Annotated in this window: 17 protein-coding genes and 3 pseudogenes; 10 read left to right on the plus strand and 10 right to left on the minus strand. The window is 69.6% G+C overall.

What is annotated here, in order from left to right; genetic code table 11:
• Positions 1-228: 228 nt before the first annotated feature.
• Together AC3AOF_RS30515 and AC3AOF_RS30520 are read left to right on the plus strand one after the other, a co-directional pair.
• Positions 229-354: pseudogene (locus tag AC3AOF_RS30515) on the plus strand (IS481 family transposase); the annotation flags it as partial.
• A gap of 91 nt (positions 355-445) precedes the next feature.
• Positions 446-2,449 (plus strand): erythromycin esterase family protein, encoded by a 2,004-nt coding sequence (locus AC3AOF_RS30520; RefSeq protein ID WP_488349329.1) that lies wholly within the window; start codon positions 446-448, stop codon positions 2,447-2,449.
• Positions 2,450-2,516: 67 nt separating this feature from the next.
• On the opposite strand, the gene AC3AOF_RS30525 is transcribed toward AC3AOF_RS30520, so the two are convergent.
• The 4 genes from AC3AOF_RS30525 to AC3AOF_RS30540 form a co-directional block, all read right to left on the minus strand.
• Complete coding sequence (locus AC3AOF_RS30525) at positions 2,517-3,359, minus strand: universal stress protein (RefSeq protein ID WP_236993041.1); 843 nt, start codon at positions 3,357-3,359, stop codon at positions 2,517-2,519.
• Between the two features lie 658 nt (positions 3,360-4,017).
• Positions 4,018-5,295: an ABC transporter substrate-binding protein gene (locus AC3AOF_RS30530; protein ID WP_488349330.1), complete on the minus strand. Its 1,278-nt coding sequence runs from the start codon at positions 5,293-5,295 to the stop codon at positions 4,018-4,020.
• Between the two features lie 350 nt (positions 5,296-5,645).
• Complete coding sequence (locus AC3AOF_RS30535) at positions 5,646-6,332, minus strand: cysteine hydrolase family protein (protein WP_488349331.1); 687 nt, start codon at positions 6,330-6,332, stop codon at positions 5,646-5,648.
• A 59-nt stretch (positions 6,333-6,391) separates the two neighbouring features.
• Complete coding sequence (locus AC3AOF_RS30540; RefSeq protein ID WP_488349332.1) at positions 6,392-7,156, minus strand: GntR family transcriptional regulator; 765 nt, start codon at positions 7,154-7,156, stop codon at positions 6,392-6,394.
• Positions 7,157-7,517: 361 nt separating this feature from the next.
• Here AC3AOF_RS30540 and AC3AOF_RS30545 point away from each other — a divergent pair, with 361 nt between their 5' ends.
• The 4 genes from AC3AOF_RS30545 (at position 7,518) to AC3AOF_RS30560 (ending at position 11,868) form a co-directional block, all read left to right on the plus strand.
• Positions 7,518-8,621, plus strand: a complete 1,104-nt coding sequence (locus AC3AOF_RS30545; protein WP_488349333.1) for a BMP family ABC transporter substrate-binding protein — start codon at positions 7,518-7,520, stop codon at positions 8,619-8,621.
• A 25-nt stretch (positions 8,622-8,646) separates the two neighbouring features.
• Complete coding sequence (locus AC3AOF_RS30550) at positions 8,647-9,786, plus strand: ABC transporter permease (RefSeq protein WP_442919387.1); 1,140 nt, start codon at positions 8,647-8,649, stop codon at positions 9,784-9,786.
• Entirely contained in the window at positions 9,783-10,706 is a 924-nt protein-coding gene (locus AC3AOF_RS30555) for an ABC transporter permease (RefSeq protein ID WP_236993036.1), read from the plus strand. The genes AC3AOF_RS30550 and AC3AOF_RS30555 overlap by 4 nt, the downstream gene beginning before the upstream one ends.
• Before the next feature lie 133 nt (positions 10,707-10,839).
• On the plus strand, positions 10,840-11,868 hold the full coding sequence (locus AC3AOF_RS30560) for a formamidase (RefSeq protein WP_488349334.1): 1,029 nt from the start codon (positions 10,840-10,842) through the stop codon (positions 11,866-11,868).
• Positions 11,869-11,876: 8 nt separating this feature from the next.
• Here the strand turns inward: AC3AOF_RS30560 and AC3AOF_RS30565 are convergent, their stop codons facing one another.
• Both AC3AOF_RS30565 and AC3AOF_RS30570 read right to left on the minus strand, forming a co-directional pair.
• Positions 11,877-12,194 carry a BrnA antitoxin family protein gene (locus AC3AOF_RS30565; RefSeq protein ID WP_488349335.1) on the minus strand — a complete coding sequence of 106 codons (318 nt, stop codon included), beginning with the start codon at positions 12,192-12,194 and terminating at the stop codon, positions 11,877-11,879.
• A gap of 59 nt (positions 12,195-12,253) precedes the next feature.
• A pseudogene (locus AC3AOF_RS30570) lies at positions 12,254-12,355 on the minus strand (BrnT family toxin); the annotation flags it as partial.
• Between the two features lie 45 nt (positions 12,356-12,400).
• Here AC3AOF_RS30570 and biuH point away from each other — a divergent pair.
• Both biuH and AC3AOF_RS30580 read left to right on the plus strand, forming a co-directional pair.
• A complete protein-coding gene (biuH, locus tag AC3AOF_RS30575) occupies positions 12,401-13,117 on the plus strand; it encodes a biuret amidohydrolase (protein WP_488349336.1) in 717 nt (238 codons plus the stop codon).
• Positions 13,117-14,631, plus strand: a complete 1,515-nt coding sequence (locus tag AC3AOF_RS30580; RefSeq protein ID WP_488349337.1) for an ABC transporter ATP-binding protein — start codon at positions 13,117-13,119, stop codon at positions 14,629-14,631. Before biuH ends, AC3AOF_RS30580 begins: the two co-directional genes overlap by 1 nt.
• Positions 14,632-14,846: 215 nt before the next feature.
• Here AC3AOF_RS30580 and AC3AOF_RS30585 read toward each other — a convergent pair whose 3' ends face one another.
• A complete protein-coding gene (locus AC3AOF_RS30585) occupies positions 14,847-16,271 on the minus strand; it encodes an amidohydrolase family protein (protein ID WP_488349338.1) in 1,425 nt (474 codons plus the stop codon).
• A 139-nt stretch (positions 16,272-16,410) separates the two neighbouring features.
• On the opposite strand from AC3AOF_RS30585, the gene AC3AOF_RS30590 reads away from it, so the two are divergent.
• Positions 16,411-17,346 carry an acetamidase/formamidase family protein gene (locus tag AC3AOF_RS30590; RefSeq protein ID WP_488349339.1) on the plus strand — a complete coding sequence of 312 codons (936 nt, stop codon included), beginning with the start codon at positions 16,411-16,413 and terminating at the stop codon, positions 17,344-17,346.
• Positions 17,347-17,408: 62 nt separating this feature from the next.
• On the opposite strand, the pseudogene AC3AOF_RS30595 reads toward AC3AOF_RS30590, so the two are convergent.
• Positions 17,409-17,981 (minus strand): annotated as a pseudogene (locus tag AC3AOF_RS30595) (MFS transporter); the annotation flags it as partial.
• A gap of 140 nt (positions 17,982-18,121) precedes the next feature.
• Positions 18,122-19,090 carry a SphA family protein gene (locus AC3AOF_RS30600; RefSeq protein WP_488349461.1) on the minus strand — a complete coding sequence of 323 codons (969 nt, stop codon included), beginning with the start codon at positions 19,088-19,090 and terminating at the stop codon, positions 18,122-18,124.
• Between the two features lie 639 nt (positions 19,091-19,729).
• On the opposite strand from AC3AOF_RS30600, the gene AC3AOF_RS30605 reads away from it, so the two are divergent.
• Complete coding sequence (locus tag AC3AOF_RS30605) at positions 19,730-20,971, plus strand: IS110 family RNA-guided transposase (protein ID WP_236987753.1); 1,242 nt, start codon at positions 19,730-19,732, stop codon at positions 20,969-20,971.
• A 109-nt stretch (positions 20,972-21,080) separates the two neighbouring features.
• Here the strand turns inward: AC3AOF_RS30605 and AC3AOF_RS30610 are convergent, their stop codons facing one another.
• A complete protein-coding gene (locus tag AC3AOF_RS30610) occupies positions 21,081-23,525 on the minus strand; it encodes an arylsulfatase (protein WP_488349340.1) in 2,445 nt (814 codons plus the stop codon).
• Between the last annotated feature and the right edge of the window lie 13 nt (positions 23,526-23,538).

The following is a 23,538-nucleotide window of genomic DNA, read 5'->3' on the forward strand; positions in this document are numbered from 1 at the left end:
GCCGACTTGGGAGAATGCCGACTTGGGACGACGCGGGTTCGAGCGGTCCGCTCGCAGCCTGTCGGGTTGGGGCGAGATTTCGCGGCTGGCGCATTGCCTGACGAAACAAATGCCGGTTCGTCGAAGAAAATGCGGACAAATCAAGGATCCAGAGAGCTTCGCGATTGCCGCGCGATCGTGACGTGCGCGAGCACAGGAGCGGGCGTGTCGAGCCGGGGCGGCGGGGCAGCCTGCAACTTCGCCGGACACTTCGAGGCGCTGCGCTGGAGGACCCCGTTCCAGACCATCCGTCAGGCCTGGACCAAAGACCCGGACCGGTTCAAGATCGACCCGCACCACGTCATTCCGGGACCATGCAGCCAGGCTGTCCGCCCGACGCGAGTTGGCCCGAGAATGTGGCCCGTGCGGGCGGGAGCCCGACCGCGATGTCAGGCTGGAGGCAGGCATGCGCAAACCCGTCTTTCAGGATCGTGCCGATGCGGGCCGCGCCCTCGCCGGCCGGCTGTCGGCCTACGCCGCCGACCCGGACGTGAGCGTCCTGGCGCTGCCGCGCGGCGGCGTCCCGGTCGCGGCCGAGGTCGCCCGCGCGCTGCATGCGCCCCTCGACGTGTTCGTGGTGCGCAAGCTCGGCGTGCCCGGCAACGAGGAACTCGCCATGGGGGCGATCGCGAGCGGCGGCATCCGCACGCTCAACGCCGACCTCGTCGCGGCTCTGCGGATCCCTCCTTACGCGATCGATGCCGTGGCGGCGCGCGAGCAGCGCGAGTTGGAGCGGCGCGAGCGCCTCTACCGGGGCGGCCGGGCGCCGGCCGACCTGCGCGGCCGCACGGTGATCCTCGTCGACGACGGGCTCGCGACCGGCGCCACGATGCTGGCGGCGATCGAGGCTCTGCGCTTGCGCCGGCCGGCCCATCTCGTCGTCGCGGTGCCGACGGCCTCGCGCGAGACGCTGGCGCGGCTCAAGGGCGAGGCCGACGTCGTGGTCTGCGTCGACAGCCCCGAGCCATTCCACTTCGTCGGTGCGGCCTACGCGGATTTTACCCAGACGAGCGACGCCGAGGTCCGGCGGCTCCTCGGCGACGAGGGCGCGGCGCCCGACGGCGACCCGGTCCCGGCGGAGGATCGCGACATCCTCGCCCTCCTGCGGCAGGAGGCGATCCGCCTGACCGGCGAGGCCCGCGACTACGATCCTCTGATGGCGATGATCGGCGAGGCGCGGCTGGTCCTCCTCGGCGAGGCGACGCACGGCACGCAGGATTTCTACCGTGAGCGGGCCGAGATCACGAAGCGCCTGATCCGCGAGAAAGGCTTCGGGGCCGTCGCGATCGAGGCCGACTGGCCCGACGCCTGGCGGGTCAACCGCTACGTGCGCGGCGAGAGCGAGGATCTCGACGCGGTCGAGGCGCTCTCGGGCTTTTGCCGCTTCCCGACCTGGCTCTGGCGCAACACCGAGATGGCCGCCTTCGTCGAGTGGCTGCACCGTCACAACGCGACGCAGCCGGAGGGAAGCCGGGTCGGCGTCTACGGCATCGACCTCTACAGCCTACACGCCTCGATGAAGGCGGTGCTGGCCTATCTCGACGCGATCGATCCGGCGGCGGCGGCGAAGGCCCGCGACCGCTATGCCTGCTTCGACCGGTTCGGCGACGACAGCCAGGTCTACGGCTTCATGACCGGCATGGCGCTCGCACCCTCCTGCGAGGCGCAAGCGGTCGCGCAGCTCGCGGCGCTGCGGCGCCGGGCCGCCGACAGCCTGGCCTGGACCGGCAGCACCGAGCGCGACGAGCTGTTCTGCGCCGAGCAGAACGCAGGCGTGGTCCGGACCGCCGAGGAGTATTACCGGACGATGTTCCTGCGCGAGGTCTCGTCCTGGAACCTGCGCGACACCCACATGGCCGACTGCGTCGGGGCGCTCGTCGCGCATCTCGGCCGCACGGGCCGCGCCACGAAGGTCGCGGTCTGGGCCCACAATTCGCATCTCGGCGATGCGCGCGCGACGGGGATGGGCGAGCGCGGCGAGATCAACCTCGGCCAGATCCTGCACGAGCGCCACGGCCGCGCCGTGGTGCGGATCGGCTTCACCACCCATTCCGGCACCGTCGCGGCCGCCGCGGACTGGGGCGCGCCGGTCGAGCGCAAGCGGGTCCGCCCGGCCCTGCCCGGCAGCCACGAGGCCCTGTTCCACGCCCTCGGCCTCGGCCGCTTCTGCCTGATCCCGGCGCCCGGGACGCGGGCTGCGCAGGCCCTGCGCGAGGGCCGGCTCCAGCGGGCGATCGGGGTGATCTACCGACCCGACACGGAGCGGGAGAGCCATTACCTCCGGGCTCGCCTGCCCGACCAGTTCGAGGCGGTGGTGCATCTCGACGAGACCCGGGCGGTCGAGCCCCTGGACGCCGGTGCCGCCTGGGAGCCCGGCGAGGTTCCGGAGACCTTCCCGGCCGGCCTGTGACGCCGACGCGCCGCCGGACGGGTCCGTCCGGCGGCGCGTCCGTCGATCGTCTGGAGTCCGATCCGGCTCAATGCGCCATCAGGAGCGGGACGGGGCAGGCGCGCAGCATCTCCTGCGTCACCCCGCCGAGCACCGTCTCGCGCAGGAGGGAGTGGACGAAGGCGCCCATCACGACCATGTCCGCCCCGGTCGCGGTCGCGTGGCGGCGCAAGGTCCCGGCGACATCGCCATCCGCGGCCGGCAGATCGGTAACGGTCACGGCGACGCCGTGATGCGCCAGGCCCGGCGCCGCCTCGACCCCCGGGACCGAGCCGGACAGATCCTTCTCGCCGGTCACCGCGACGATCTCGACGATGTCGGCCTGTCGCAGGAACGGCAGGGCGTCGCGCAGGGCGCGGGCCGCCTGGGCGCTGCCGTCCCAGGCGACCAGGATGCGGCGCACCGTGAACGTCGCGCAGCCCGGCGGGACGACGATCAGCGGGCGTCCGCTCTCGAACAGGAGGGTCTCGATCAGGCCGCGATCCCCCGTCAGCGCCCGCGGCTCGGCGTCGATCACCGCGAGGTCGTGCAGCCGCCCCTCACCCGCGAAGCGCGCGAGCAGGCGGTCGTAGGACAGGTGCTCGGCCTCCGCTCTGCACAGGATGCCGGCGGCGGCCGCGTCGCCCCAGGCCCGCTCGGCCACCTCCTGCGCCAGCTCCCGCAGCCGCCGGTTCTCGGCGGCAACGACCATGCCGACGAAGCGGCTGATCCAGGCATGCGGCAGGACCAGCCGGACCGAGACCGCCTGGACCGTCACCCGCGCCTGCGCGCGCTCCGCCAGCGACAGGCCGTAGGCGAGCGCGCTGGACGGCATCTCGTCGCCGAGCCGCTCCGTCAGGGCGATCAGGATGGTCCGCAGGTTCTCGATCATGGCCGCCCCGCCCGTGTCCAACGCCAAGTTGAGTCTGCGAGCGAGTCTGGCAGCCCGGCCCGGGGGCACGTTGCGCTGGATCAACGACGACCCTCGTCGACGACCGGACCGGTCAGGCGCGGCAGTCGATGGAAAATCGACGGACCTCGAAGGAGGGCTCCAGGGATCGCGAGACTTCTGGATCCCTCCTTCGAGGCTCAGCGACCTTCGATCGCCCGCATCTCAGGATAAGGTTGCGGATGGGAAGGGAAAATTTTTCTGCGAAGCCGATCTCGTGCAGACAAACATAATATCGGCATAATATTACGGTAAAAGAGATTTATAAATGCCTTCTGATGCCTTTCGTAAGAAAAACCAGCCCCGATCCTTGCACAAGTCGTCCGGTTTCGCGCACCAGAGCACTATTTTTCGACTGCTCGCGCCACAACTCTGGATTTCGACGACGCATTGCCCTTGCCTGCCGGCCGAGCAAGCCCCGGAACCGGAGCCCGTCGCAACGATCTCCGGTCCCTCTCGGCCGAGGAAGGATCGTCTTCCGGAAAGATGATCGATCGGCCCTAGAGCGCCTCACGATCGCGTTGCCATCGCGAAGCTCTCCAGGACTTTGTTTTGACGCATTCTCTGCGACGAACCGGTTTCCACTTCGTCGGAAAATGCTCTAGGCGTTCATCGGCCACAGCAGGCGGGATGATGCAAACTCCTTCGGGAAGACGGTCACGAATTGGCCGTCCTGGTACTGGATGAGGACCGGATCGCACAGGGTATTCTGCCCATCGGGCCCGAACTTGATGCCCCGCCAGGGCATGATGGTCTGCTCGGCCGGCGTGTCCGTCGCCATCAGGGCGTCGCGGATCTTCGCGCCGTCGGTGGACTTGGCCCGGTCGACCGCATCCGCCATCACCAGCATCGCTTCGACGAGCCGGGACGTGTTGTCGTTGAGGTCCCGGCCGGCGCGGGCCTTGTACATGCCGTTCACCGCGCCGATGGCGGGGCGTTTCGCGGCCAGGTCGAGGGCGAAGGACGCGCGGCTGATGAGGCCGTTGAGCTTGTCGCCGACACTGTCGAACGTCGCCTTCTCGGCGAACCCGGCCGCCTGCGCGATGATGTTGCGCGGCCTGTATCCGAGTTCCGCCATGGTCTTGACGAGAAGGATGGCGTCCGTCGTGTAGCTGGACGGCAGCAGCACGTCGGCGTCGGCGCTCTTGAGCTGCTGGACCTCGGCGGTCAGGGACGGCGAGCTTGCGCGGTACTTGACGTCGGCCGCGACCTTGTAGCCGCGCTCCTTCGCCAGCTTGCGCTGCACGTTGGACGAGTCGGTCCCGAAGATCGTGTCTTCGTAGAACAGGGCGACCGTCTCGATCGTCTGCCCGGCCTTCTTCTGGGCATCGAGGAAATCGAAGATGGCGACGGAGAACATCTCGTCGTGGGCGGCGGGGCGGAAAAAATACTTCAGATTGCGTCGATGCAGGCTCGGCGACGAGCTGTCGGCGGCGACGAAGGGCACGCCGTAGCGCTCGCAGGTGACGCTCACCGTCGCGGCGACCGAGGAATGATAGGTGCCGACGACGCCGACGACCTTGTCCTGCGTGATGAGGCGCTCGGCTTCCGAGCGGCCCTTCTGCGGATCGCCCTGGTGATCGGCCATGACCAGGCGGATCTTCGCGCCGCCGAGACCGGCGAGCCCGGCCGTGCGGGCGCCCGGCAGGTCGAGGTCGTGGACGCCGTTGACGATCTCGATCGCGGTCTCGAGGGCGTGGCGGCCATCGACCCCGACCTGAGCGCTCGACCCGGACATCGGGTAGACGGCACCGATCAGCACCTCCCCCGCCGCCCGGGCCGGGCCCATGCCGGTCAGGCCGGCGGCCAGGGAAGCGGCGCCGCCGACAAGGATATCCCGCCTGTTCACGATCTCGTCCCTCCGATCGACAGCCGTCATCTGATCGCATCTCCTTCGTCTCGGAAGACACGAGACACCGGCCCCCCCCAGCGCGATTCACGTCCCGGTCCGCCGACACCGTTGCTTCCTGAGGCGGCATCGGCCGGCCCGCAATCGGCGGCGGCTGCGCGGGAGCGGGTCGCACGGTGTCCTCGCCCCGCCCCGACGGCACAGGAAAGTCACGCAAGGAGTGTGCCGCGGCTCCTACCTTCATCGAAGCAAGAACGGTCGCCGAACGGCAAATTTTACTGACCCGGGTTTTGCTCGGCCCAATGTTTCATCGACCCCAAGTTTTTCAGGCCTCGGAGGCGGCCGTCGGGGCACCCCGGCCGCGCGGCTGTGCCCCCCGGCTACGGCTTGCCCACCCGTGCGACGGCCGGGAGCACGACGGCGCTCGGCGCCACCCAGCCGAAGATGCCGCCCTGCGCGACGATCATCGCGAGGCCCGCCGCGTGGAAGGCCGGGATGTACGAGCCGCAGGCATCCGACACGACGAGGCAGCGATAGCCGCGGTCGTTCGCCTCGCGCACCGTTGTGTGGACGCACACCTCGGTGGTGACGCCGCAGACGATCAGGTTCGCGATGCCGTGCTCCGCCAGCACCGCCCCGAGACCGGTGGCGTAGAACGCGCCCTTGCCGGGCTTGTCGATCACGATCTCGCCGGGGGCGGGCGCGAGGTCGGGGACGATGTCGTGCCCGGCCTCGCCCCGGATCAGAATCCGGCCCATCGGGCCGGGCTCGCCGATCCGGGCGCGCGGGGCGCCGCGGGCGACCTTGGCGGGCGGCGCGTCGGACAGGTCCGGCGCGTGGCCCTCGCGGGTATGGACGACGAGGAGGCCGGCATCCCGCGCCGCCGCCAGCAGCGCCCCGCACGGCGGCACGGCCGCGGCGAGGAGCGACACGTCGTTGCCGAGGCTCTCGCCGAAGCCGCCGGGCTCCAGGAAGTCGCGCTGCATGTCGATGATGACGAGGGCCGTGGCGTCGAGGTCGATCGTCAGCGGTCCGGGCTCGGCGGGGATGGTGAGGATGCGCGGCATGGGATGTCCTCGAGGCGTCTTGCCGCCATCATGTATGCACGCAAGCAAAAGCGCCTGCCTCATCGGCGCGCGGCGTTGCGCGAGTTTCGGGCAGGGCGCGCATCGGGCGGGCCGTCGTCCCGGCGCGGCGCCCCGCGCCTCCCGGGAGGCGGGTCACCGGGCCACGGGGCCTCGCGCTGGCTCGCCCCCGTCATGTCGACGACCACGTCCTCGACCACGCTCATATGGACGAGCATCGCCGCATTGGCCCCGGCGGCGTCGCGGGCGAGGACCGCGCGGACCACGAGGTCGTGCTCGGCATGCGAGCGGGCGAGCCGCCCCGGCGCCTGGAACTGCGCGCGCCGGTAGGGCATCAGCCGCCGCCGCAGGGCCCGGGCGACCTCCTCGATCGGCGGGTTGTGGGCGCCCGCGTAGATGAGGCCGTGGAACTCGAGATTCGCCTCGACATAGGCCTCGCGGTCGCCGGCGGCGGCGAGCCCCGCCATCGCCTCGTGATGGGCGCGCAAAGCCGCCCGCTCGGGCCGGGTCATGCAGAGCGTCGCGAGGCGGGCGCAGCTCGCCTCGATCTCCCCCATGGCGACGAACAGGGTGTCGAGCTCCTCGGTCGTCACCGTCCGGACGGTAGCCCCGAGCCGCGGGCGGATGTCGATCAGCCCGGTCCCGCTGAGCAGGCGCAGCGCGTCGCGCACCGGCGTGCGCGACACCCCGAAGCGCCGGGCCAGCACCTGCTCGTCGAGATGCATCCCCGGCGGCAGGATGCCGGCCAGGATCTCGTCGGCGATGCGCTCGGACAGGAGGTCGGCGCGGGTCTTCGAGACGGCCACGGGAACGGACGCCCTCCTCACGATGACACGATCCCCGACATCGGGGTCCGGCGCGGCCGCCTCCTCCGGCTGCGCGAGCCGGGTTCCGCAGCCACCGCCGTGCATACATGGCGATGCCGCGGAAGGCCATCCTGCGAACCGCTATGGCCCCCGGGTATCCAGCGCGAAACCCGTCCGGGCCCGCGAGACCTGGCGCGCGATTGTGCATACAAGGATGCGAATTTGGGCGAGGGCGTCCGAATCCTTCGCCCGCCCGAGCGCGGCGGCGGCGGCGCGGTGCCGAAATTCCATGCTTCGCCGCCGGAACACCTGGTTCTAGTCTTCGGTCTGCACGGATTTCTTGCCGGCGGAGCGCGACGCTGTGACGAAGATTGATCTCACCCGGCGGCATCTTCTCGGCGGCGCGGCCGCAATCGGCCTCGCCGGCCTGCCCGGGCGGGCGCGGGCCGCCGGGCCCCTGACGGTCGGGTTCATCTATGTCGGGCCGAAGGACGATTACGGCTACAACCAGGCCCACGCGGTCGCCGCCAAGGCGCTCAAGGGCCTGCCCGGCCTCGAGGTGATCGAGGAGGAGCGGGTGCCCGAGACCAACGCCGTCGAGAAGACCATGGAGAGCATGATCAATCTCGACGGGGCCGGCCTGCTGTTCCCGACCTCGTTCGGCTACTTCAACCCCTTCGTGGTCGCCGAGGCGAAGAAGAACCCGAAGGTGCAGTTCCGGCATTGCGGCGGGCTGTGGACCGAGAAGGACCCGAAGAATGCCGGATCCTATTTCGGCTACATCGCGCAGGGCCAGTACCTGAACGGCATCGTGGCCGGCCACACCACGAAGTCGAAGAAGATCGGCTTCGTGGCGGCCAAGCCCATCCCGCAGGTCCTCAACAACGTCAACGCCTTCCTGCTCGGCGCGCAGAGCGTCGATCCGGGAATCACCTGCCAGGTGATCTTTACCGGTGAATGGTCGCTCGCCGTCAAGGAGGCCGAGGCCACCAACGCGCTGATCGACGGCGGCGCCGACGTGATCACCTGCCACGTCGACAGCCCGAAGGTCACGGTCGAGACCGCCGCCCGCCGCGGCGCCTTCGTGTGCGGCTACCACGTCGACCAGTCGCCGCTCGCCCCCAAGACCTACCTCACCGGGGCCGAGTGGGACTGGCTGCCGATCTACAAGAGCTTCGTCGCCGACGTGCAGGCCGGCCGCAGCCCGCCGAACTTCTTGCGTGGCGGGCTCGCCGACGGCTTCGTCAAGATGAGCCCCTACGGGCCGGCGGTGAGCGACGGGGCGCGGCGCAACGCCGATGCGGTCAAGGCCGAGATGATGAAGGGCGGCTACGAGATCATCAAGGGACCGCTCAAGGACAATACCGGCAAGGAGGTGCTCGCCGCCGGCAAGGGCCTGCCCGAGAAGGCGATCGAACTGGAGAGCACGAATTATCTCGTCGCCGGGGTGAAGGGGGCGGTGTGAGCCGCGGTACCGGAGGGTTCCCCCCATGGTCGCCGATGCCGCCCCATCGGGCATGACGGCCGCCGAGACGCGGCACGCGCCCGCGATCCGGGCCCTGGCCTGGCTCGCCCGGCGCGCCGAGGCGGTGGCGATCCCGCTCGGCGCGGTGCTGGTCGGGCTCGCCCTGTTCAGCCTGTTCCTCGTCACCCTCGGCAAGTCTCCGGCCGCCCTGGTCGATCTCGTCTGGCGCGGCGGCTTCGGCTCGGCCTTCGCGTGGCAGAACAGCCTCCAGCGCGCCGCGCCGCTGCTCTTCGCGGGCCTCTGCGTCGCGCTGCCCGCCCGGCTCGGGCTGGTGGTGATCGGCGGCGAGGGGGCGATCGTGCTCGGCGGCCTCGCGGCGGCTGTCGCGGCCCCTCCCCTCTCGGGCGCACCGGCGCCCTTGGTCATCGCCGCGATGGCTCTCGCCGCGATGCTGGCGGGGGCCGCCTGGATCGGCGCGGTCGGGGCGCTCAAGGCCTATCGCGGCGTCGACGCGACGATCGCCAGCCTGCTGATGTCCTACATCGCGATCGCGCTCGCCAACCACCTGATCGAGGGGCCGCTGCGCGATCCGACGAGCCTCAACAAGCCCTCGACCCTGCCGGTCGGCGAGGCCAACATGCTCGGGGCCATGCCGGGAATCGGCGTGCATTGGGGGCTCGGTGCCGGCGTCGTAGCCTGCCTCGCCGCCTGGCTGCTGATGGACCGCACGACGCTGGGCTTCTCCGTCCGGATCGCCGGCGGCAACGTGCGGGCGGCGCAGATCCAGGGCCTGCCGGTGCGCCGCCTGATCGTCGGCTTCACGGCGCTGGGCGGCGCCGCTGCTGCGCTCGCCGGCTTCTTCGAGGTCGCGGCGGTTCAGGGCAACGCCAACGCGACGCTCGCCGCCGGCTACGGCTTCACCGGCATCCTGGTCGCCTTCCTCGCCCGCCACAACCCGCTGGCGATCCCGCCGGTGGCGCTGGCGCTGGGCGGCCTGGAGGCGTCGGGCGGGCTGATCCAGCGCCGGATGCAATTGCCCGACGCCACGATCCTGGTGCTGGAGGGCCTCCTCTTCCTCTGCCTGCTGGTCGGCGAGACGGCCTATGGGCGCTTCAAGATCTTCAGCCCGCATCTCTGGGCGTCCAGGAAGGCCTCCGCGACATGAGCCAGGATCTCGGCCTCTGGACGGTGCCGCTCGCGGTGATCGGCGGCGCGATCCGCGTCTCGACCCCGTTCCTGTTCGTCAGCCTCGGCGAGACGATCACCGAGCGGGCCGGGCGGATCAATCTCGGCCTGGAGGGCACCCTGGTCTTCGGGGCGATGGCGGCCTACGCCACCGCATTCCTCACCGGCTCGCCCTGGGCCGGCGTCGCGGCGGCGGGCCTGGCCGGCGCCGGCTTCGGCCTCCTGCACGGGGTGATCTGCTCGCTGCCGCGGGTCAACGACGTCGCGGTCGGCATCGCCCTGATGCTGTTCGGCCTCGGCCTCGCCTTCTTCCTCGGCAAGCCCTTCATCCAGCCCTCGGCGCCGCCCCTGCCGTCGATTCCGTTCGGGTTCTGGTCGGACCTGCCACAGGTCCAGGCGGCCTTGCGGGTCAACGTGCTATTCCTCGTCGGCGCCGCCTTGAGCGTCGTGCTGTGGTGGGCGTTCCGCCACACCAAGGCGGGCCTGGTGGTCCGGGTCGTCGGCGACAGCGCCGAGGCGGCGCGGGCCATGGGCACCTCCGTCACGCGGGTGCGGGTGCTCGCCACCATGGCGGGGGGCGTGCTCGCGGGCATCGGCGGCGCCTACCTGTCGCTGTATTATCCGGGCTCGTGGAACGAGGGCATCTCGTCGGGCCAGGGGCTGATGGCGGTGGCGCTCGTCATCTTCGCCCGGTGGAATCCGCTCGCCTGCTTCGGCGCGGCGCTCCTGTTCGGCGGCGCCGGCGCCCTGGGCCCCGCCCTGCAATCGGTCGGCGTCTCCTCGGGCTACTACCTGTTCTACGCCGCCCCCTACGTCCTCACCCTCGGGCTCCTCGTCGCCACCTCCTCGCCCGACCGGGCGCTGGCGGGCGCGCCGGGCGAGCTCGGCCTGTCGCGTTGAACGCAATTCGCGGCGTTGTCGAACGGCTTCGGTCGACCGCGCCGGGCAAGCCCGACCGGGCGCCGGCGCCGATGCGCCGAACGCTCCTGCATCGCCATGGCGATGCAGGAGCGCAAAGGAAAAGGAGTACCGCATGAATGGCCTCGGCGGATTGAACAAGGCGCCGGACGGCGTCGTCATCGGCCTCGTGCAGCTGCAATTGCCGGTCGTCGCGACCCCGGCCGACCTCGCGGCCCAGACCGCCCGCATCGTCGCGATGGTGGGCAAGGCGCGGGGAAACCTCGCCGGGATGGACCTCGTGGTCTTCCCCGAATACGCCCTGCACGGCCTCTCGATGGACACCAATCCCGAGATTATGTGCCGCCTCGACGGGCCGGAGGTCGCGGCGTTCAAACAGGCCTGCCTCGACAACCGGATCTGGGGCTGCTTCTCCATCATGGAGTACAATCCCCACGGCAATCCCTATAACGTCGGCCTGATCATCGACGACACCGGCGAGCTGCGGCTCTATTATCGCAAGATGCACCCTTGGGTGCCGGTCGAGCCGTGGGAGCCGGGCGACACCGGCATCCCGGTGATCGACGGGCCCAAAGGGGCCAAGCTCGCCCTCATCATCTGCCACGACGGCATGTTCCCCGAGATGGCGCGGGAATGCGCCTACAAAGGCGCCGAGATCATGCTGCGCACCGCCGGCTACACCGCGCCGATCCGCGAGGCCTGGCGCTTCACCAACCAGTCCAACGCCTTCTGCAACCTGATGGTGACCGCGAACGTCTGCATGTGCGGCTCGGACGGCACCTTCGATTCGATGGGCGAGGGCATGGTCGTCAATTTCGACGGCACGATCATCGCCCACGGCACCTCCGGCCGGCCCGACGAGATCATCACCGCCGAGGTGCGGCCCGATCTCGTCCGCGAGGCGCGCCGGCACTGGGGGGTCGAGAACAACATCTACCAGCTCGGCCATCGCGGCTACGCCGCCGTGAAGGGCGGCGCCGGCGACTGCCCCTACACCTACATGCACGACCTCGCCGCCGGCCGCTACCGGCTGCCCTGGGAGGCGGAAGTCAGGATCACCGACGGCACCTCCTGCGGGATCCCGGCGCCGACGCGGAGCTACCGGCCCGGGGCGGCGGCGGGCGCGAAGGAGGCGGCGGAGTGAGCGGTGCGTCACTCTTCCCGCTTCAGTGCCGCCAGCATCTCGCGGCGCAGGATCGCATTGATGCGGGTCTGGTAGCCGCGCCCTTGCGCTCGCAGCCAGGCCAGCACGTCGGAATCGATACGGACCGTCGTCGACGTCTTCGTCGGCCGATCGTATCGACCCCGCACCGCATCGGCCCAGAACGCATCCGAGAGCGGCGGGATCTCACTGTAGTCGATCTCGTCGTCGGGCCGCGCGGCCAAGGCTTCGAGCCGGGCGTTCTGCTCCGCCGTGAGCGGCGGCAGATCGGCGGCATCGATCGTGACGCTAGAGTGCTTCGTTCGCATATCGCTTTCGCTCGGCCCGTCCGGCGCGTCGTGCGGAAATGATGTGGATGATCTCGATCGTCTCTGAACACGCGCGCCGCTTCCTCGAAGCTCACGCCGTGCTTTCGGAGGTTCGATGTGGACTTGACCGGGTCCCATTCGAATCGCGTCGTCACAACCATGATGTTAATACAAAATCGTCCCGGCACCAAGATCGCGGAGGCCGCATGAGCATCGCCACGGACAGCGCGGAAGCCCCCTCCACCGGCACCTTCGTCGCCGCCGAGCCCTATCCCTGGCCCTACGACGGCAGCCTCTCGCCCCGGACTACGGCGCTCGTCATCATCGACATGCAGACCGATTTCTGCGGCAAGGGCGGCTATGTCGATGCCATGGGTTACGATCTCGGCCTGACCCGCGCCCCGATCGGGCCGATCGGCCGGCTGCTCGCGGCCGCGCGGGAGACGGGCTACACCGTCATCCACACCCGGGAGGGCCACCGGCCGGACCTCGCCGACCTGCCGGCGAACAAGCGCTGGCGCTCGCGCCGGATCGGTGCCGGCATCGGCGATCCCGGCCCCTGCGGCCGGGTGCTGGTGCGGGGGGAACCGGGCTGGGAGATCATCCCGGAACTGGCGCCGCTCCCCGGCGAACCGGTCATCGACAAGCCCGGCAAGGGCTCGTTCTGCGCCACCGACCTCGAATTGATCCTGACCCAGCGCGGCATCCGCAACCTGATCCTGACCGGGATCACCACCGACGTCTGCGTCCACACCACCATGCGCGAGGCCAACGACCGCGGCTTCGAATGCGTCATCGTCTCGGACGCGACCGCGGCGACCGATCCGGGCAACCACGCGGCGGCGCTGAAGATGGTGACGATGCAGGGCGGCGTGTTCGGCGCCGTCGCATCCTCGGCGGCGATTCTGGAGGCGTTTCGCTGATGGGCGCCCTCGCGGTCGAGACGATCGGCATGACGAAGCGCTTCGGCGCCTTCGCGGCCCTCGACGACGTGTCGATCAAGATCGAGGCCGGCGGCTTCCACGCGCTGCTGGGCGAGAACGGGGCCGGCAAGTCGACCCTGGTGAAATGCATCATGGGCTTCTACGCCCCGACTGCCGGCAGCCTGCTCGTCGACGGCCGCGAGGTTGCGATCGACGGCCCGAAGGCAGCCCAGGCCCAGGGCCTCGGCATGGTCTACCAGCATTTCACCCTGGTGCCCTCGCTCACCGGGGCCGAGAACCTGGTGATCGCCCGGGCCGACGTGCCGCGCCTCATCGATTGGGGCCGGGAGCGGGCGGCGCTCGCGGCCTTCATGGCCGGGATGCCGTTCCGCCTCGACCTCGACCGGCCGGTCGCCACGCTCTCGGCGGGCGAGAAGCAGAAGCTCGAGATCGTCAAGCAGCTCTATCTGAAGGCGCGGTTCCTGATTCTCGACGAGCCGACCTCGGTGCTGACGCCTGGCGAGGCCGAGGAGGTGCTGGGCTTGCTGCGCGGCATGACCGATGCCGGGGCGCTGACCGTGCTGATGATCAGCCACAAGTTCCGCGAGGTCGAGACCTTCGCCCGCTCCTTCAGCGTGCTGCGCCGTGGCCGGCGCGCCGGCGGCGGCGCGGTCGGTGCGGTCTCGCGCGACGACATGGCGGCGATGATGATGGGCGAGCGCCGGGTCCGCGCGGTCGCCGCCCGGTCAGGCGCGCCGGATCCGGACCGCACCGTACTGCAGCTCGACAGCGTCACCGCCACCGATGCGTCGGGCCTGCGCCGCATCGCGATCGACGACTTGCGCGTGCGGGCCCGGGAGATCGTCGGGATCGCGGGCGTCTCCGGCAACGGCCAGAAGGAGCTGGCCGACGTGCTCGGCGGCCAGCTCCGCGCCACCGGCGGCCGCGTCGCGGTGGCGGGCGCGCCTTACGCGGGAACCCGGGCCGAGAGCCGGAGCCGAAAGGTCCGGTTCATCCCCGAGGAGCCCCTGCGCAACGCCTGCGCGCCGCAGATGTCGGTGACCGAGAATATCGGCTTTCGCGCCTTCGACCGGCGCGACGACGGGCGCACCGGCCTCTGGCTCGACAAGGGCGCGATGCGCCGGCGCGCCCGCGACCTGATCGCCCGGTTCGGGGTCAAGACCGCCTCCGCCGAGGCGCCGATCGCCACGCTGTCGGGCGGCAACGTGCAGCGCGCGGTGCTGGCCCGGGAGCTGACCGACCCGGTCGATCTCCTGATCGTGGTCAATCCGTGCTTCGGCCTCGACTTCGCCGCGGTGTCGGACATCCGGTCGCAGATCGTGGCAGCCCGCAACGGCGGGGCGGCGGTGCTGCTGATCAGCGAGGATCTCGACGAGATCCTCGAATTGTCGGACCGGATCGTGGTGATGTCGGAGGGCCGCCTCGTCTACGAGACCGAGGCGGCGGGGGCCGAGATCGGGGTGATCGGGCAGCATATGGCCGGGCATCACTGACATGACGCTCATCAAGTAGGATTTTTACTCAAGTCGGCGGCGAAAAACAATATTCAATCAGATTTTTGAAAAATAATCCGACAATCCTATCCAACCACCTCATCCTGAGGTGTCAGTTCATCGAAGATCGGCCAACACCTCAGGATGAAGTGAGAGGGTGAGACAACACTGCTCATATCAAGCCTCCAGTCGAGAGAAATGCTCGAAACAACCCCTCAGCAACACCCGACACGACGGTAATACCCGGCCACCGCCGCCTCGAAGCCCGGCATCGCCCGCCACAGGCCGGCGCGTCCGGGCATCGCCGCCCGGCACGCGTCGCGCAAGGCCTGATGCGCCGCATCGAGATCGACGCCGAGCACGACACCGTCCCGCACGACCGTGCGCCCGGCGACGATCAGCTCCCGGACATGGCTTTTCGTGGCGCGGGCGAAGAGCAGGTCGAGGGGATCGACCTCGGCCAGGGCGTCCTCGTCGAGCGCCGCGCGGTCGAGCACCAGGAGGTCGGCGGGAGCCCCCACGGCGATCCGCCCGCCCTCGGGCGCGCCGATCGCGGCGCGGCCGGTCTCGAGCGCCATCGCCAGGGCCTGGCGGGGGGAGACCTCGCCGTCGAAGCCCCAGCCGCCATGGAGCGACCACAGCAGGCGCAATTCGCGCAAGGCGTCGTCGTCCTCGTCGAAGGCCTGGCCGTCGAGGCCGAGCGCGACCCGGCAGCCGCGGCGCACCATCTCGGCGACCGGCGCGATCCCGGAGCGGAGCGCGAGGTTGGACGAGGTGTTGACGGCGATGATGCAGCCGGCCTCGGCGATCATCTCCAGTTCGTCCGGCCGGGCATGGACGCAATGGGCGAGGGTCAGCCGCGGCGAGAGCAGCCCGATCTCGCGCCAGCGCCGCACGAGGCCGCCGGGATAGGTCCGGTCGGCCCAGTCGCGCTGGTACCGGGTCTCGAAGAGATGCGTCGTGACCCGGCGCCCGGTGCGGGCGGAGGCCTCGGCGACCGCCTCCCAGAGCGCGTCCGAGCCCCATTGCGGCCCGTTCGGGGCGTATTGCACGTCGACCATCGGGCCACCGACCGAGGCGGCGACCGCCTCGACGCGGGCGAGCTGCTCGGCGAGCGGCAGCATGGGGGCGAGGAAGCGCGCCTCGATCTCCGCCCGCGCCTCGGGGTCGAGGGCGTCCAGCACCGGCCCGTGGTCGCCGTAGACCAGGGGGTTGCGGTCGCGCAGGCCGATGCCCAGCGCGATGCGCACACCGACGTCGCGGGCGGCGCGCGCCATCGCCTCCACTTCGGTCGGGTAGTCGGTCAGCCCGACCGGACGCACCTGGTGGATCATCACCGCGCCCTGGCCGCCGAGCGCCGCGCGCGCGAGCGGCGCCAGCGTCGCCAGATAGGGATCGACCGGCGCGAGGAGCGCGAGCCGGTGCAGCCAGGTCTCGAGCGGCTTGTTGAAGCCGCCGACCGAGCTCGGCCGCAGCGGGCGGGCATGGTCGTGGGCATTGGCGAGCGCCGGCAGCACGACGAGGTCGTCCGCCGCCGCCGCGGGGCCGATCGCGGCAATCCGCCCGTCCTCGATCGTGAGTGCGAGGTCCCGGACCGCGCCCTGCGCGTCGAAACCGTGTCGGGCCGCAAGCTGGCGCACTGGCTTTACGTCTCCCCAAGTCCTGACGGCGGCGAGGATACGCGCGGGTCCCGGCGCCGGGAAGGCGCAGCCGACGGTCTCGACGCAGCCCCGGCGCCGGGCGATGCTGCGGCCTCCCGCCGATCCCGGATTTTTCCGCATGACGCATCGCCTGACCGCCTCGCCCGAGACCTGCCGCTGGGGCTACCTCGACGCGGCCGTGCCGCCGGTCCTCACGGTCCGCAGCGGCGAGCGGGTCACGATCGAGACGGTCTCCGGCGGCCCCGACGCCCTGCCCCCAGCGGGCTTCCACGTGCCGCCGGAGCTCTTGGCGATCCACGCCGCCGAGACCGGCATCCCGCAAGGCCACATCCTGACCGGTCCGGTGGCGATCGAGGGCGCGCAGGCCGGCGACGTGCTGGAAGTGCGGATCCTCGACGTCGGTTTACGCCAGGATTGGGGCTTCAACCGCCACCGGCCGCTCGCCGGGACCCTGCCGGACGATTTTCCCGTCTTCCACCAGATGAATATCCCCCTCGACCGGAATCGCCTGACCGCCCGGATGCCCTGGGGTCTCGACATCCCGCTGTCGCCGTTCTTCGGAGTGATGGCGGTGGCCCCGCCACCGGAATGGGGCCGCTGCACCTCGATCATCCCGCGCGCCTTCGGCGGCAACCTCGACAACAAGGAGCTCACCGCCGGCTCGACGCTCTTCCTGCCGGTCTTCGTCGAGGGCGCCCTGTTCTCCTGCGGCGACGGGCATGGGGCGCAGGGCGACGGCGAGGTCAACGTCACGGCGATCGAGACGGCGCTCACCGGCACCTTCGAGTTCCATATACGCCGCGATCTGCGGCTCACCACCCCCCGGGCCGAGACGCCGGACCACGTCGTCACGATGGGTCTCGATCCCGACCTCGACCGCTGCGCCGAGCGGGCCTTGCGGGAGATGATCGATCTCGTGGTCGCCCGCACGGGCATCACCCGCGACGAGGCCTATGCGCTCTGCAGCATCGCCGCCGACCTGCGGGTGACGCAGACGGTCAACCAGCACAAGGGCGTGCATTGCATGCTGCGCAAGGAATACCTGGTGCGGTGACGCACCGAACTCTTTCCGGGACGGCCGGTCGGGCTCGTTCCGCGCGCCGGGAGCGGCGTCCGTCAGGCGTGCCCGGCGAGGAGCCGGCGGGCGGAAACCGGCCGATCGTCGATCGGAAAGTGGAGCGGTGCGGCCAGCAGCCCCGCGAGGGCGGTGGCCGCCCACAGCGCGTCGTAGGAGCCGGTGACGTCCAGCAAGACGCCGCCGAGCCACGCCCCGAGGAACGATCCGATCCGGTGGCTCAGGAAGACCATGCCGAACAGCGTGCCGAGATGACGGACCCCGAAGACCCGCGCGACGAGCCCGCTCGTCAGCGGGATGGTGTCGAGCCAGGTGAGGCCCATGACCGCCGCGACGACGACGGTGTCGGATTTCGGCGCGACGACGAAGAGGCCGGTCGCGACGCCCCGGACCACGCAGAGCCAGCCGAGCACGTGCCGCGGCCGGAAACGGCCGCCGAGCCAGCCGCAGGCCCATCTGCCGACCATGTTGAACAGGCCGATCACCGCCAGGGCCGTCGCGCCGAGGCCGACCGGCATGTGGCAGAGGGCGAGGATGGCGTGGCTCGCCGCGCTGGGCGTCACGTTCAACTCGGCCGCCGCATGCGCGAAGCTCAGATGCCGGCCGGCCGCGTCGAAGAGCCTGAGCGTCGACTAGGGGGGCAGGCGCGTCCGCATGGTCCTGCCCCCTCCCCCGGTCGACGCTGCGCGGGCGCGAGGCCTGCGCGGCGCGCCCGACCCACGGGGCCTGCACGGCCAAAGTCTCGTGAAGTAACCTAAATTTTCGTGATCGCGGGCTTCTTTTCGGCAGCCGGCTTCGACGGGGCGACCCAGAGCGGCGCCGATATCGTCAGGTAGGCCGCCGTACCGGTGAACCGGTTCTGGACGTCGAACTCCCGGAAGAACCTGACATTCGTCGAAACCGGGATGTCGCCTACCTTGAACGTGTAGCCGACCTGGCCGCCCAGCGCCGTCACCCGGCCCTTGAGCGGACCGATGCGGTTCCCCGCGCCGCTGTCGCCCGTGAGCTGATCGTAGAAATAGCCCACGACCCCCACCGACAGCTCCTTGCTCAGGTATTTCGACGCCGACCACTCGAGGTGGAACTCGGTTCCGGTGAGATACTGGGTCGCCGGGTTGACCCAGTTGAAGGTGATCCCCGGTACCACCGAGAGTTCGTAGCCGAGCACCGGATCGAGATAGGTCAGGGCGCCGCTGAGATCGAGGGCCGGACGGTTGAGCGCGACGTTGGACAACTGGCCGGGCTGGTAGGAGCCGGACGGCACGACGCCGAGCAGCGTGGCGCTCCAATGGAGGTTGCCGGAATGCCACCCCACGAACGAGGTGAGATAGATGTCTCCCACGTTGACATTGGCATCGTGCTCGCGCCCGGCAACGATGCGGTCGATGCGCGGCGAGGACAGAACGGCCCCGGCGCCGACATTCGGCGTGCCGAACGGGAGGGTGATAGAGAGGCCGAGGTTCCCGCCGAGGATCTCGGCCGGCGTCACCCAGACCGGCGTCACGAAGTCCGCGCTGAAATCGAGCTTGACGTTCGCGGCAGCGACGCCGCCGCTCTGAAAGGTGCGGTTGCCCCCGAGGTTTCCCGAGTAATAATACGTCTGGCTTCCGACGTAGAACCCTGGCGGTGGGGTCACGCCGGCGAGCGGCCCGCGATTGCCCAGCACGTACACGCCCTGCGCCGATTCGGCGGCGCGGGCGGCCTCCGTCGCCGCGAGACTCATCGGTGCCAGAATGGCGGCGACGATCCAGTGTCTCGACCGGGCTCCAGCTTGCATTCCCACGTCCCCCTCCCATGGTGCATGAGCGAGAATTTGACGAGGGAAAGACAGTAAAACCAGGCTATTCGCTCACGTCGTATCATTTGAAAATTTCGATGATTGGTTTCGATACGTGATGCAGATCGGCAACGACGTCAGCGAAAAGGCGCGGGCGGCCTTGTCTGGATAAAGCCCGCTCGTCGGCACCGCTCCCTGCGCCGACCGCACAGAAATCGTCTCATACGCTTTCCGATTGATCGCTTCGCGATGCGGAAAGCGGCTTCGCTCAGGCGTGTGAAGCCTACGGCTTCACCGCGCGGGCTGATGATACGAAATCCGGAAGTGATCGTCCAGATTTCGTATCAGTTCGTCACCGGCTTCGCGGTCCCTTGCGGATGAAACATATGGCAGAGTGGACTTGCCGTCGGCGGAGAGATCGGTTCGTCTTTGGTGTGCCAGACCCCGCGTATCAGTTGGATCCGGGCTCCTCTTCAGTCCCCTCGCTTGCGTCACGGGCCGGTCCTCGGGCCAGCCCCGGAGCGCGTCATTTAGATTTGATCTCACGGGAGCCTGCGCCGGCGGCCTGACGGCAAGGAGATCGTGATGGAGGTCCTCTACCCCCGCTGCGCCGCCCTCGATGTTCACAAGGACACCGTCGTCGCAGCCATCCGTCTGGCCGAGAGCAGCGAGGTTCAGCGTGAGGTGCGTACGTTTGCCACCACCACGCCCGCTCTGCTCGACCTCTCCGCCTGGCTCGACGAGCACGCCTGCACCCATGTCGCCATGGAGGCGACCGGCATCTACTGGCGCCCGGTCTGGCAGGTCCTCGACGCCGACAGCCGCACCCTGATCCTGGCCAATGCCGCCCATGTCAAGAACGTGCCCGGCCGCAAGACCGACGTCGCCGACGCGGTTTGGCTCTCCGACCTGCTCGCCCACGGCCTGATCCGCGCCAGCTTCGTGCCCGAGGCCCAGACCCAGGCGATGCGCGACCTGCTGCGCACCCGCAAGCAACTGGTCCGCGAGCAGGCCAGCCACGTCCAGCGCATCCAGAAGACCCTCGAGGAGGCCAACCTCAAGCTCGCCTCGGTGCTCACCGATATCATGGGCCAGTCCGGTCGCGCCGTGCTCGACGCGCTGGTCAAGGGCGAGCGCGATCCGGCTGGGCTGCAGGCGCTGGTCAGCCCACGGGTGAAGGCGGCGCCCGAGGCGATCCGGGCCGCGCTCACGGGCCGGATCGGGGATCACCACCGTTTCCTGCTCGGTGTGCATCTACGCCAGTACGACGGGTTGGGGCGAGCGATCGCGGAGATCGACGCGCAGGTGGAGCGCGACCTCGGCCCTTTCCGGGAAGCGGTGAAGCTGCTGGTGACGATCCCGGGCATCAGTGACCTCACCGCGCAGGTGATCCTCTCCGAGATCGGCCCCGACATGAGCCGCTTCCCGACCGCCGGCCATCTGATCTCCTGGGCCGGGCTGTGCCCGAGGAACGACGAGAGCGCGGGCAAGCGGCGCTCGACGCGGCTGCGCAAGGGCGCGCCCTGGCTCAAGACGGCCTTGGTGCAGGCCGCCTGGGCCGGAGTGCGCAAGAAGGCGAGCTACATCAGGGCGCAGTTCCAGCGCTTGCGCGGCCGGCGCGGCCCCAAGAAGGCGATCTGCGCGGTCGCCGCTTCGATGTTGACCGCGATCTATCACATGCTCAAGGCCGGCACGGCTTACGTCGATCCCGGGCCTGATCACGGCCGCAAGGCGGCCCCGACCATCCGCGCCAAGGCGCTCGTGCGGCAGATCGAGCGCCTCGGATTTGCGTGCGAAATCAAACCCGTAGAGCCAGTTTCTATTTAGTCGGCGAGGTCCGGTCTGCTGCACGTCTCCCTGGAGAATCGATCATCCTCCGTATCTTCGTTCTGCCTCATAAGCGAACCGCGATCGACAGCCCGGCTTCCTTCGCGATCTAATCAGCCAAGCCTTTCTTCAAGGCCCCGGTTTCGCGGGCGCGCTCGGCGTCGTCCTGTTCGGCCTTCTCGATGTCCTTCAGCGCGATCGTGACCTTGTCGATCCTGCCCGTGAAGGTGAACGGCACCCGGTAGGCCTCTGTCACCGGCGTGCCCTCATCGGCGCCGACATCCGCGCCCTCGTCGGCCGAGAAGGCGCAGCACTGGGTCTGCGCGATGCGTCCCGTGGCGACGTTTCGCCCATTGACCGAGAGGGTGCCCGTACCGCCCTTTCCGGGGCCGCCGCCGTCATACGCGAAATCGAAGCGCAAGCTCGCTTTTCCGGGAGGCAGGGGTTCATCGGCGGCGATCGTGTAACGCTCAAGGCCGAGCCAGTTGTAGGTGTAGGTCGGCCTGCCGTCGTCGAGGTAGAGGCTCCAGCCTCCGAAGCGCCCCGCCTGGGCCAGGATGGCACCGCTCGCGCCGCCGGCAGGAACGTCCAGGTCGGCCGTGATCGAGTGGGAACGATTCTTCACGTTGATGAAGGCGTGCTCCGACATCCCGGTCATGCCCGCGTGAACGGTCAGGGAGGTACGGCCGGCCATCAGGTCGGGCCGTCCGACCAGGGACGCGGTCAGGCGCTCCAGGGTGCGATCGTCGAGGGGAAGCACGGAATACTTGACCGCCTCCTCCAGGAACACGCCCTGCAACTCCTTGAGCTTGGCCGGATCGGCCGCCGCCCTGTCATGCGCGAGGCTGAAGTCGGAGCGGGTGTCGTACAATTCCCAGACATCGGTCTCGAGCGATCGGCGCGGCGTGTATTCCCAGGCCGCCCGGTGGACCGTGCCGGCGAGCCAGCCGTCCCGGTAGATGGCGCGGTTGCCGAAGATCTCGAAATACTGGGTCGTGTGCCGATCGCGGGCGCCCGGATCCGCGAAGGTGTAGACGAGGCTGGTCCCTGCAATCGGAATCTGGGCCGTTCCGTTCACGCTTGTCGGCTCGGGCAGCCCGGCCGCTTCCAGCACGGTGGGCGCGATATCGATGACGTGGTGCCACTGCGACCGCACTTCACCGCGTGCCGCGATGCCCTTGGGCCAGTGGACCACCATCCCGTTGCGGGTCCCGCCGTAGCTCGAGGCGATCTGCTTGGTCCAGGTGAACGGCGTGTCGCCCGCGACCGCCCAGCCCGCAGCGTAATGACCGTAGGTCGTCGGGCTGCCGAGCTCGTCATAATGCTTGAGGATGTCCCCCGTCTTCTCGGGCACGCCGTTGAAGTAGGTCATCTCGTTGAACAGGCCGTTCATCCCGCCCTCGGCGCTCGCGCCGTTGTCCCCGACGATGTAGAAGACCAGGGTATTGTCGAGCTGGCCGGCCGCCCTGATCGCCTCGACCAGTCGGCCGGTTTCCGTGTCGGCATATTCGCCGAATCCGGCGAACACTTCCATCTGGCGGGAAAAGAGCTTCTTTTCATCGTCGCTCAAGGCGGCCCAGTCCTTGATCGCCTCGGGCTTCGGCGCGAGCGTCGTTCCCGCGGGAACGATGCCCATGGCGATCTGGTGCGCGAGCGTCTCTTCTCGCAACGCATCCCAGCCCCGGTCGAACTTCCCCTTGTACTTCGCAATCCACTCCTTCGGCACCTGATGGGGGGCGTGGGTGGCGCCCGGGGCGAAGTAGATGAAGAACGGTTTATCGGGCGTCAGCGACTTCTGATAGTTCATCCAGGCGATGGCCTGGTCGGTCATGTCGGCCATGAAATGATAGTTCGGATCGCGCGGCGGCTCGACCTGGTTCATCCCGTCGTAGAGCCGCGGGGCCCACTGGTTCGTCTCGCCGCCGATGAAGCCGTAGAACTTGTCGAATCCGGAGCGGGTGGGCCATCGGTCGGTCGGGCCGGAGGGGCTGACCTCCCAGGCCGCGGTCTCGTGCGACTTGCCGAACGCGGCCGTGCTGTACCCGTTCAGGCGCAGCATCTCGGCGAGCGGCGCGACGCCGTTGGGGCGCTGCCCGGTCTGGCCGGGGAACGCGGTCGCGGTCTCGGTGATCGAGCCCATGTTGTTGGTGTGATGATTGCGCCCCGTGAGCAGGGCGGCCCGCGTCGGCGAGCACAGGGCCGTCGTGTGGTACTGGTTGTAGCGCAATCCCCCGGCTGCGAGCGCCTCCACGGTGGGCATGGCGATCGGGCCGCCGAAGGCCCTCGACTGGCCGAAGCCCATGTCGTCGATCAGCACGATGAGGACGTTCGGCGCCTGCGCGGGCGCCTTGACCTCGAAGCGGGGCGGCGGCGTCGCGTTGCGGACGTCGAAGACGGTGCTGTGCGGAATGCGGGGCTCCGGGATCGGCAGCACCGTGCGGTCGGTGGGGAGCACGACGGCGTTCGGTCGCGACGGCGCCTGCGCGGAGACGGGACCGATCCCGATGGCCAGCATCAGCGACAGGGACGACACACCGGCCGCATGGCGCAGCATCGGTCTCATGACA

It is taken from the genome of Methylobacterium sp. 142-1Y, assembly GCF_057747795.1.

Excerpts from the sequence above, each read along its gene's own strand:
- AC3AOF_RS30560 (WP_488349334.1), top strand. The coding sequence starts at position 10,840 with ATGAATGGCCTCGGCGGATTGAACAAGGCGCCGGACGGCGTCGTCATC.
- AC3AOF_RS30535 (WP_488349331.1), bottom strand. The coding sequence starts at position 6,332 with ATGCCGCGCATCCTCACCATCCCCGCCGAGCCCGGACCGCTGACGATC.
- AC3AOF_RS30525 (WP_236993041.1), bottom strand. The coding sequence starts at position 3,359 with ATGATCGAGAACCTGCGGACCATCCTGATCGCCCTGACGGAGCGGCTC.
- AC3AOF_RS30600 (WP_488349461.1), bottom strand. The coding sequence starts at position 19,090 with ATGAGTCTCGCGGCGACGGAGGCCGCCCGCGCCGCCGAATCGGCGCAG.
- AC3AOF_RS30530 (WP_488349330.1), bottom strand. The coding sequence starts at position 5,295 with ATGACGGCTGTCGATCGGAGGGACGAGATCGTGAACAGGCGGGATATC.
- AC3AOF_RS30610 (WP_488349340.1), bottom strand. The coding sequence starts at position 23,525 with ATGCTGCGCCATGCGGCCGGTGTGTCGTCCCTGTCGCTGATGCTGGCC.
- AC3AOF_RS30605 (WP_236987753.1), top strand. The coding sequence starts at position 19,730 with ATGGAGGTCCTCTACCCCCGCTGCGCCGCCCTCGATGTTCACAAGGAC.
- AC3AOF_RS30590 (WP_488349339.1), top strand. The coding sequence starts at position 16,411 with ATGACGCATCGCCTGACCGCCTCGCCCGAGACCTGCCGCTGGGGCTAC.
- AC3AOF_RS30565 (WP_488349335.1), bottom strand. The coding sequence starts at position 12,194 with ATGCGAACGAAGCACTCTAGCGTCACGATCGATGCCGCCGATCTGCCG.
- AC3AOF_RS30550 (WP_442919387.1), top strand. The coding sequence starts at position 8,647 with ATGGTCGCCGATGCCGCCCCATCGGGCATGACGGCCGCCGAGACGCGG.
- AC3AOF_RS30520 (WP_488349329.1), top strand. The coding sequence starts at position 446 with ATGCGCAAACCCGTCTTTCAGGATCGTGCCGATGCGGGCCGCGCCCTC.
- AC3AOF_RS30555 (WP_236993036.1), top strand. The coding sequence starts at position 9,783 with ATGAGCCAGGATCTCGGCCTCTGGACGGTGCCGCTCGCGGTGATCGGC.
- biuH (WP_488349336.1), top strand. The coding sequence starts at position 12,401 with ATGAGCATCGCCACGGACAGCGCGGAAGCCCCCTCCACCGGCACCTTC.
- AC3AOF_RS30580 (WP_488349337.1), top strand. The coding sequence starts at position 13,117 with ATGGGCGCCCTCGCGGTCGAGACGATCGGCATGACGAAGCGCTTCGGC.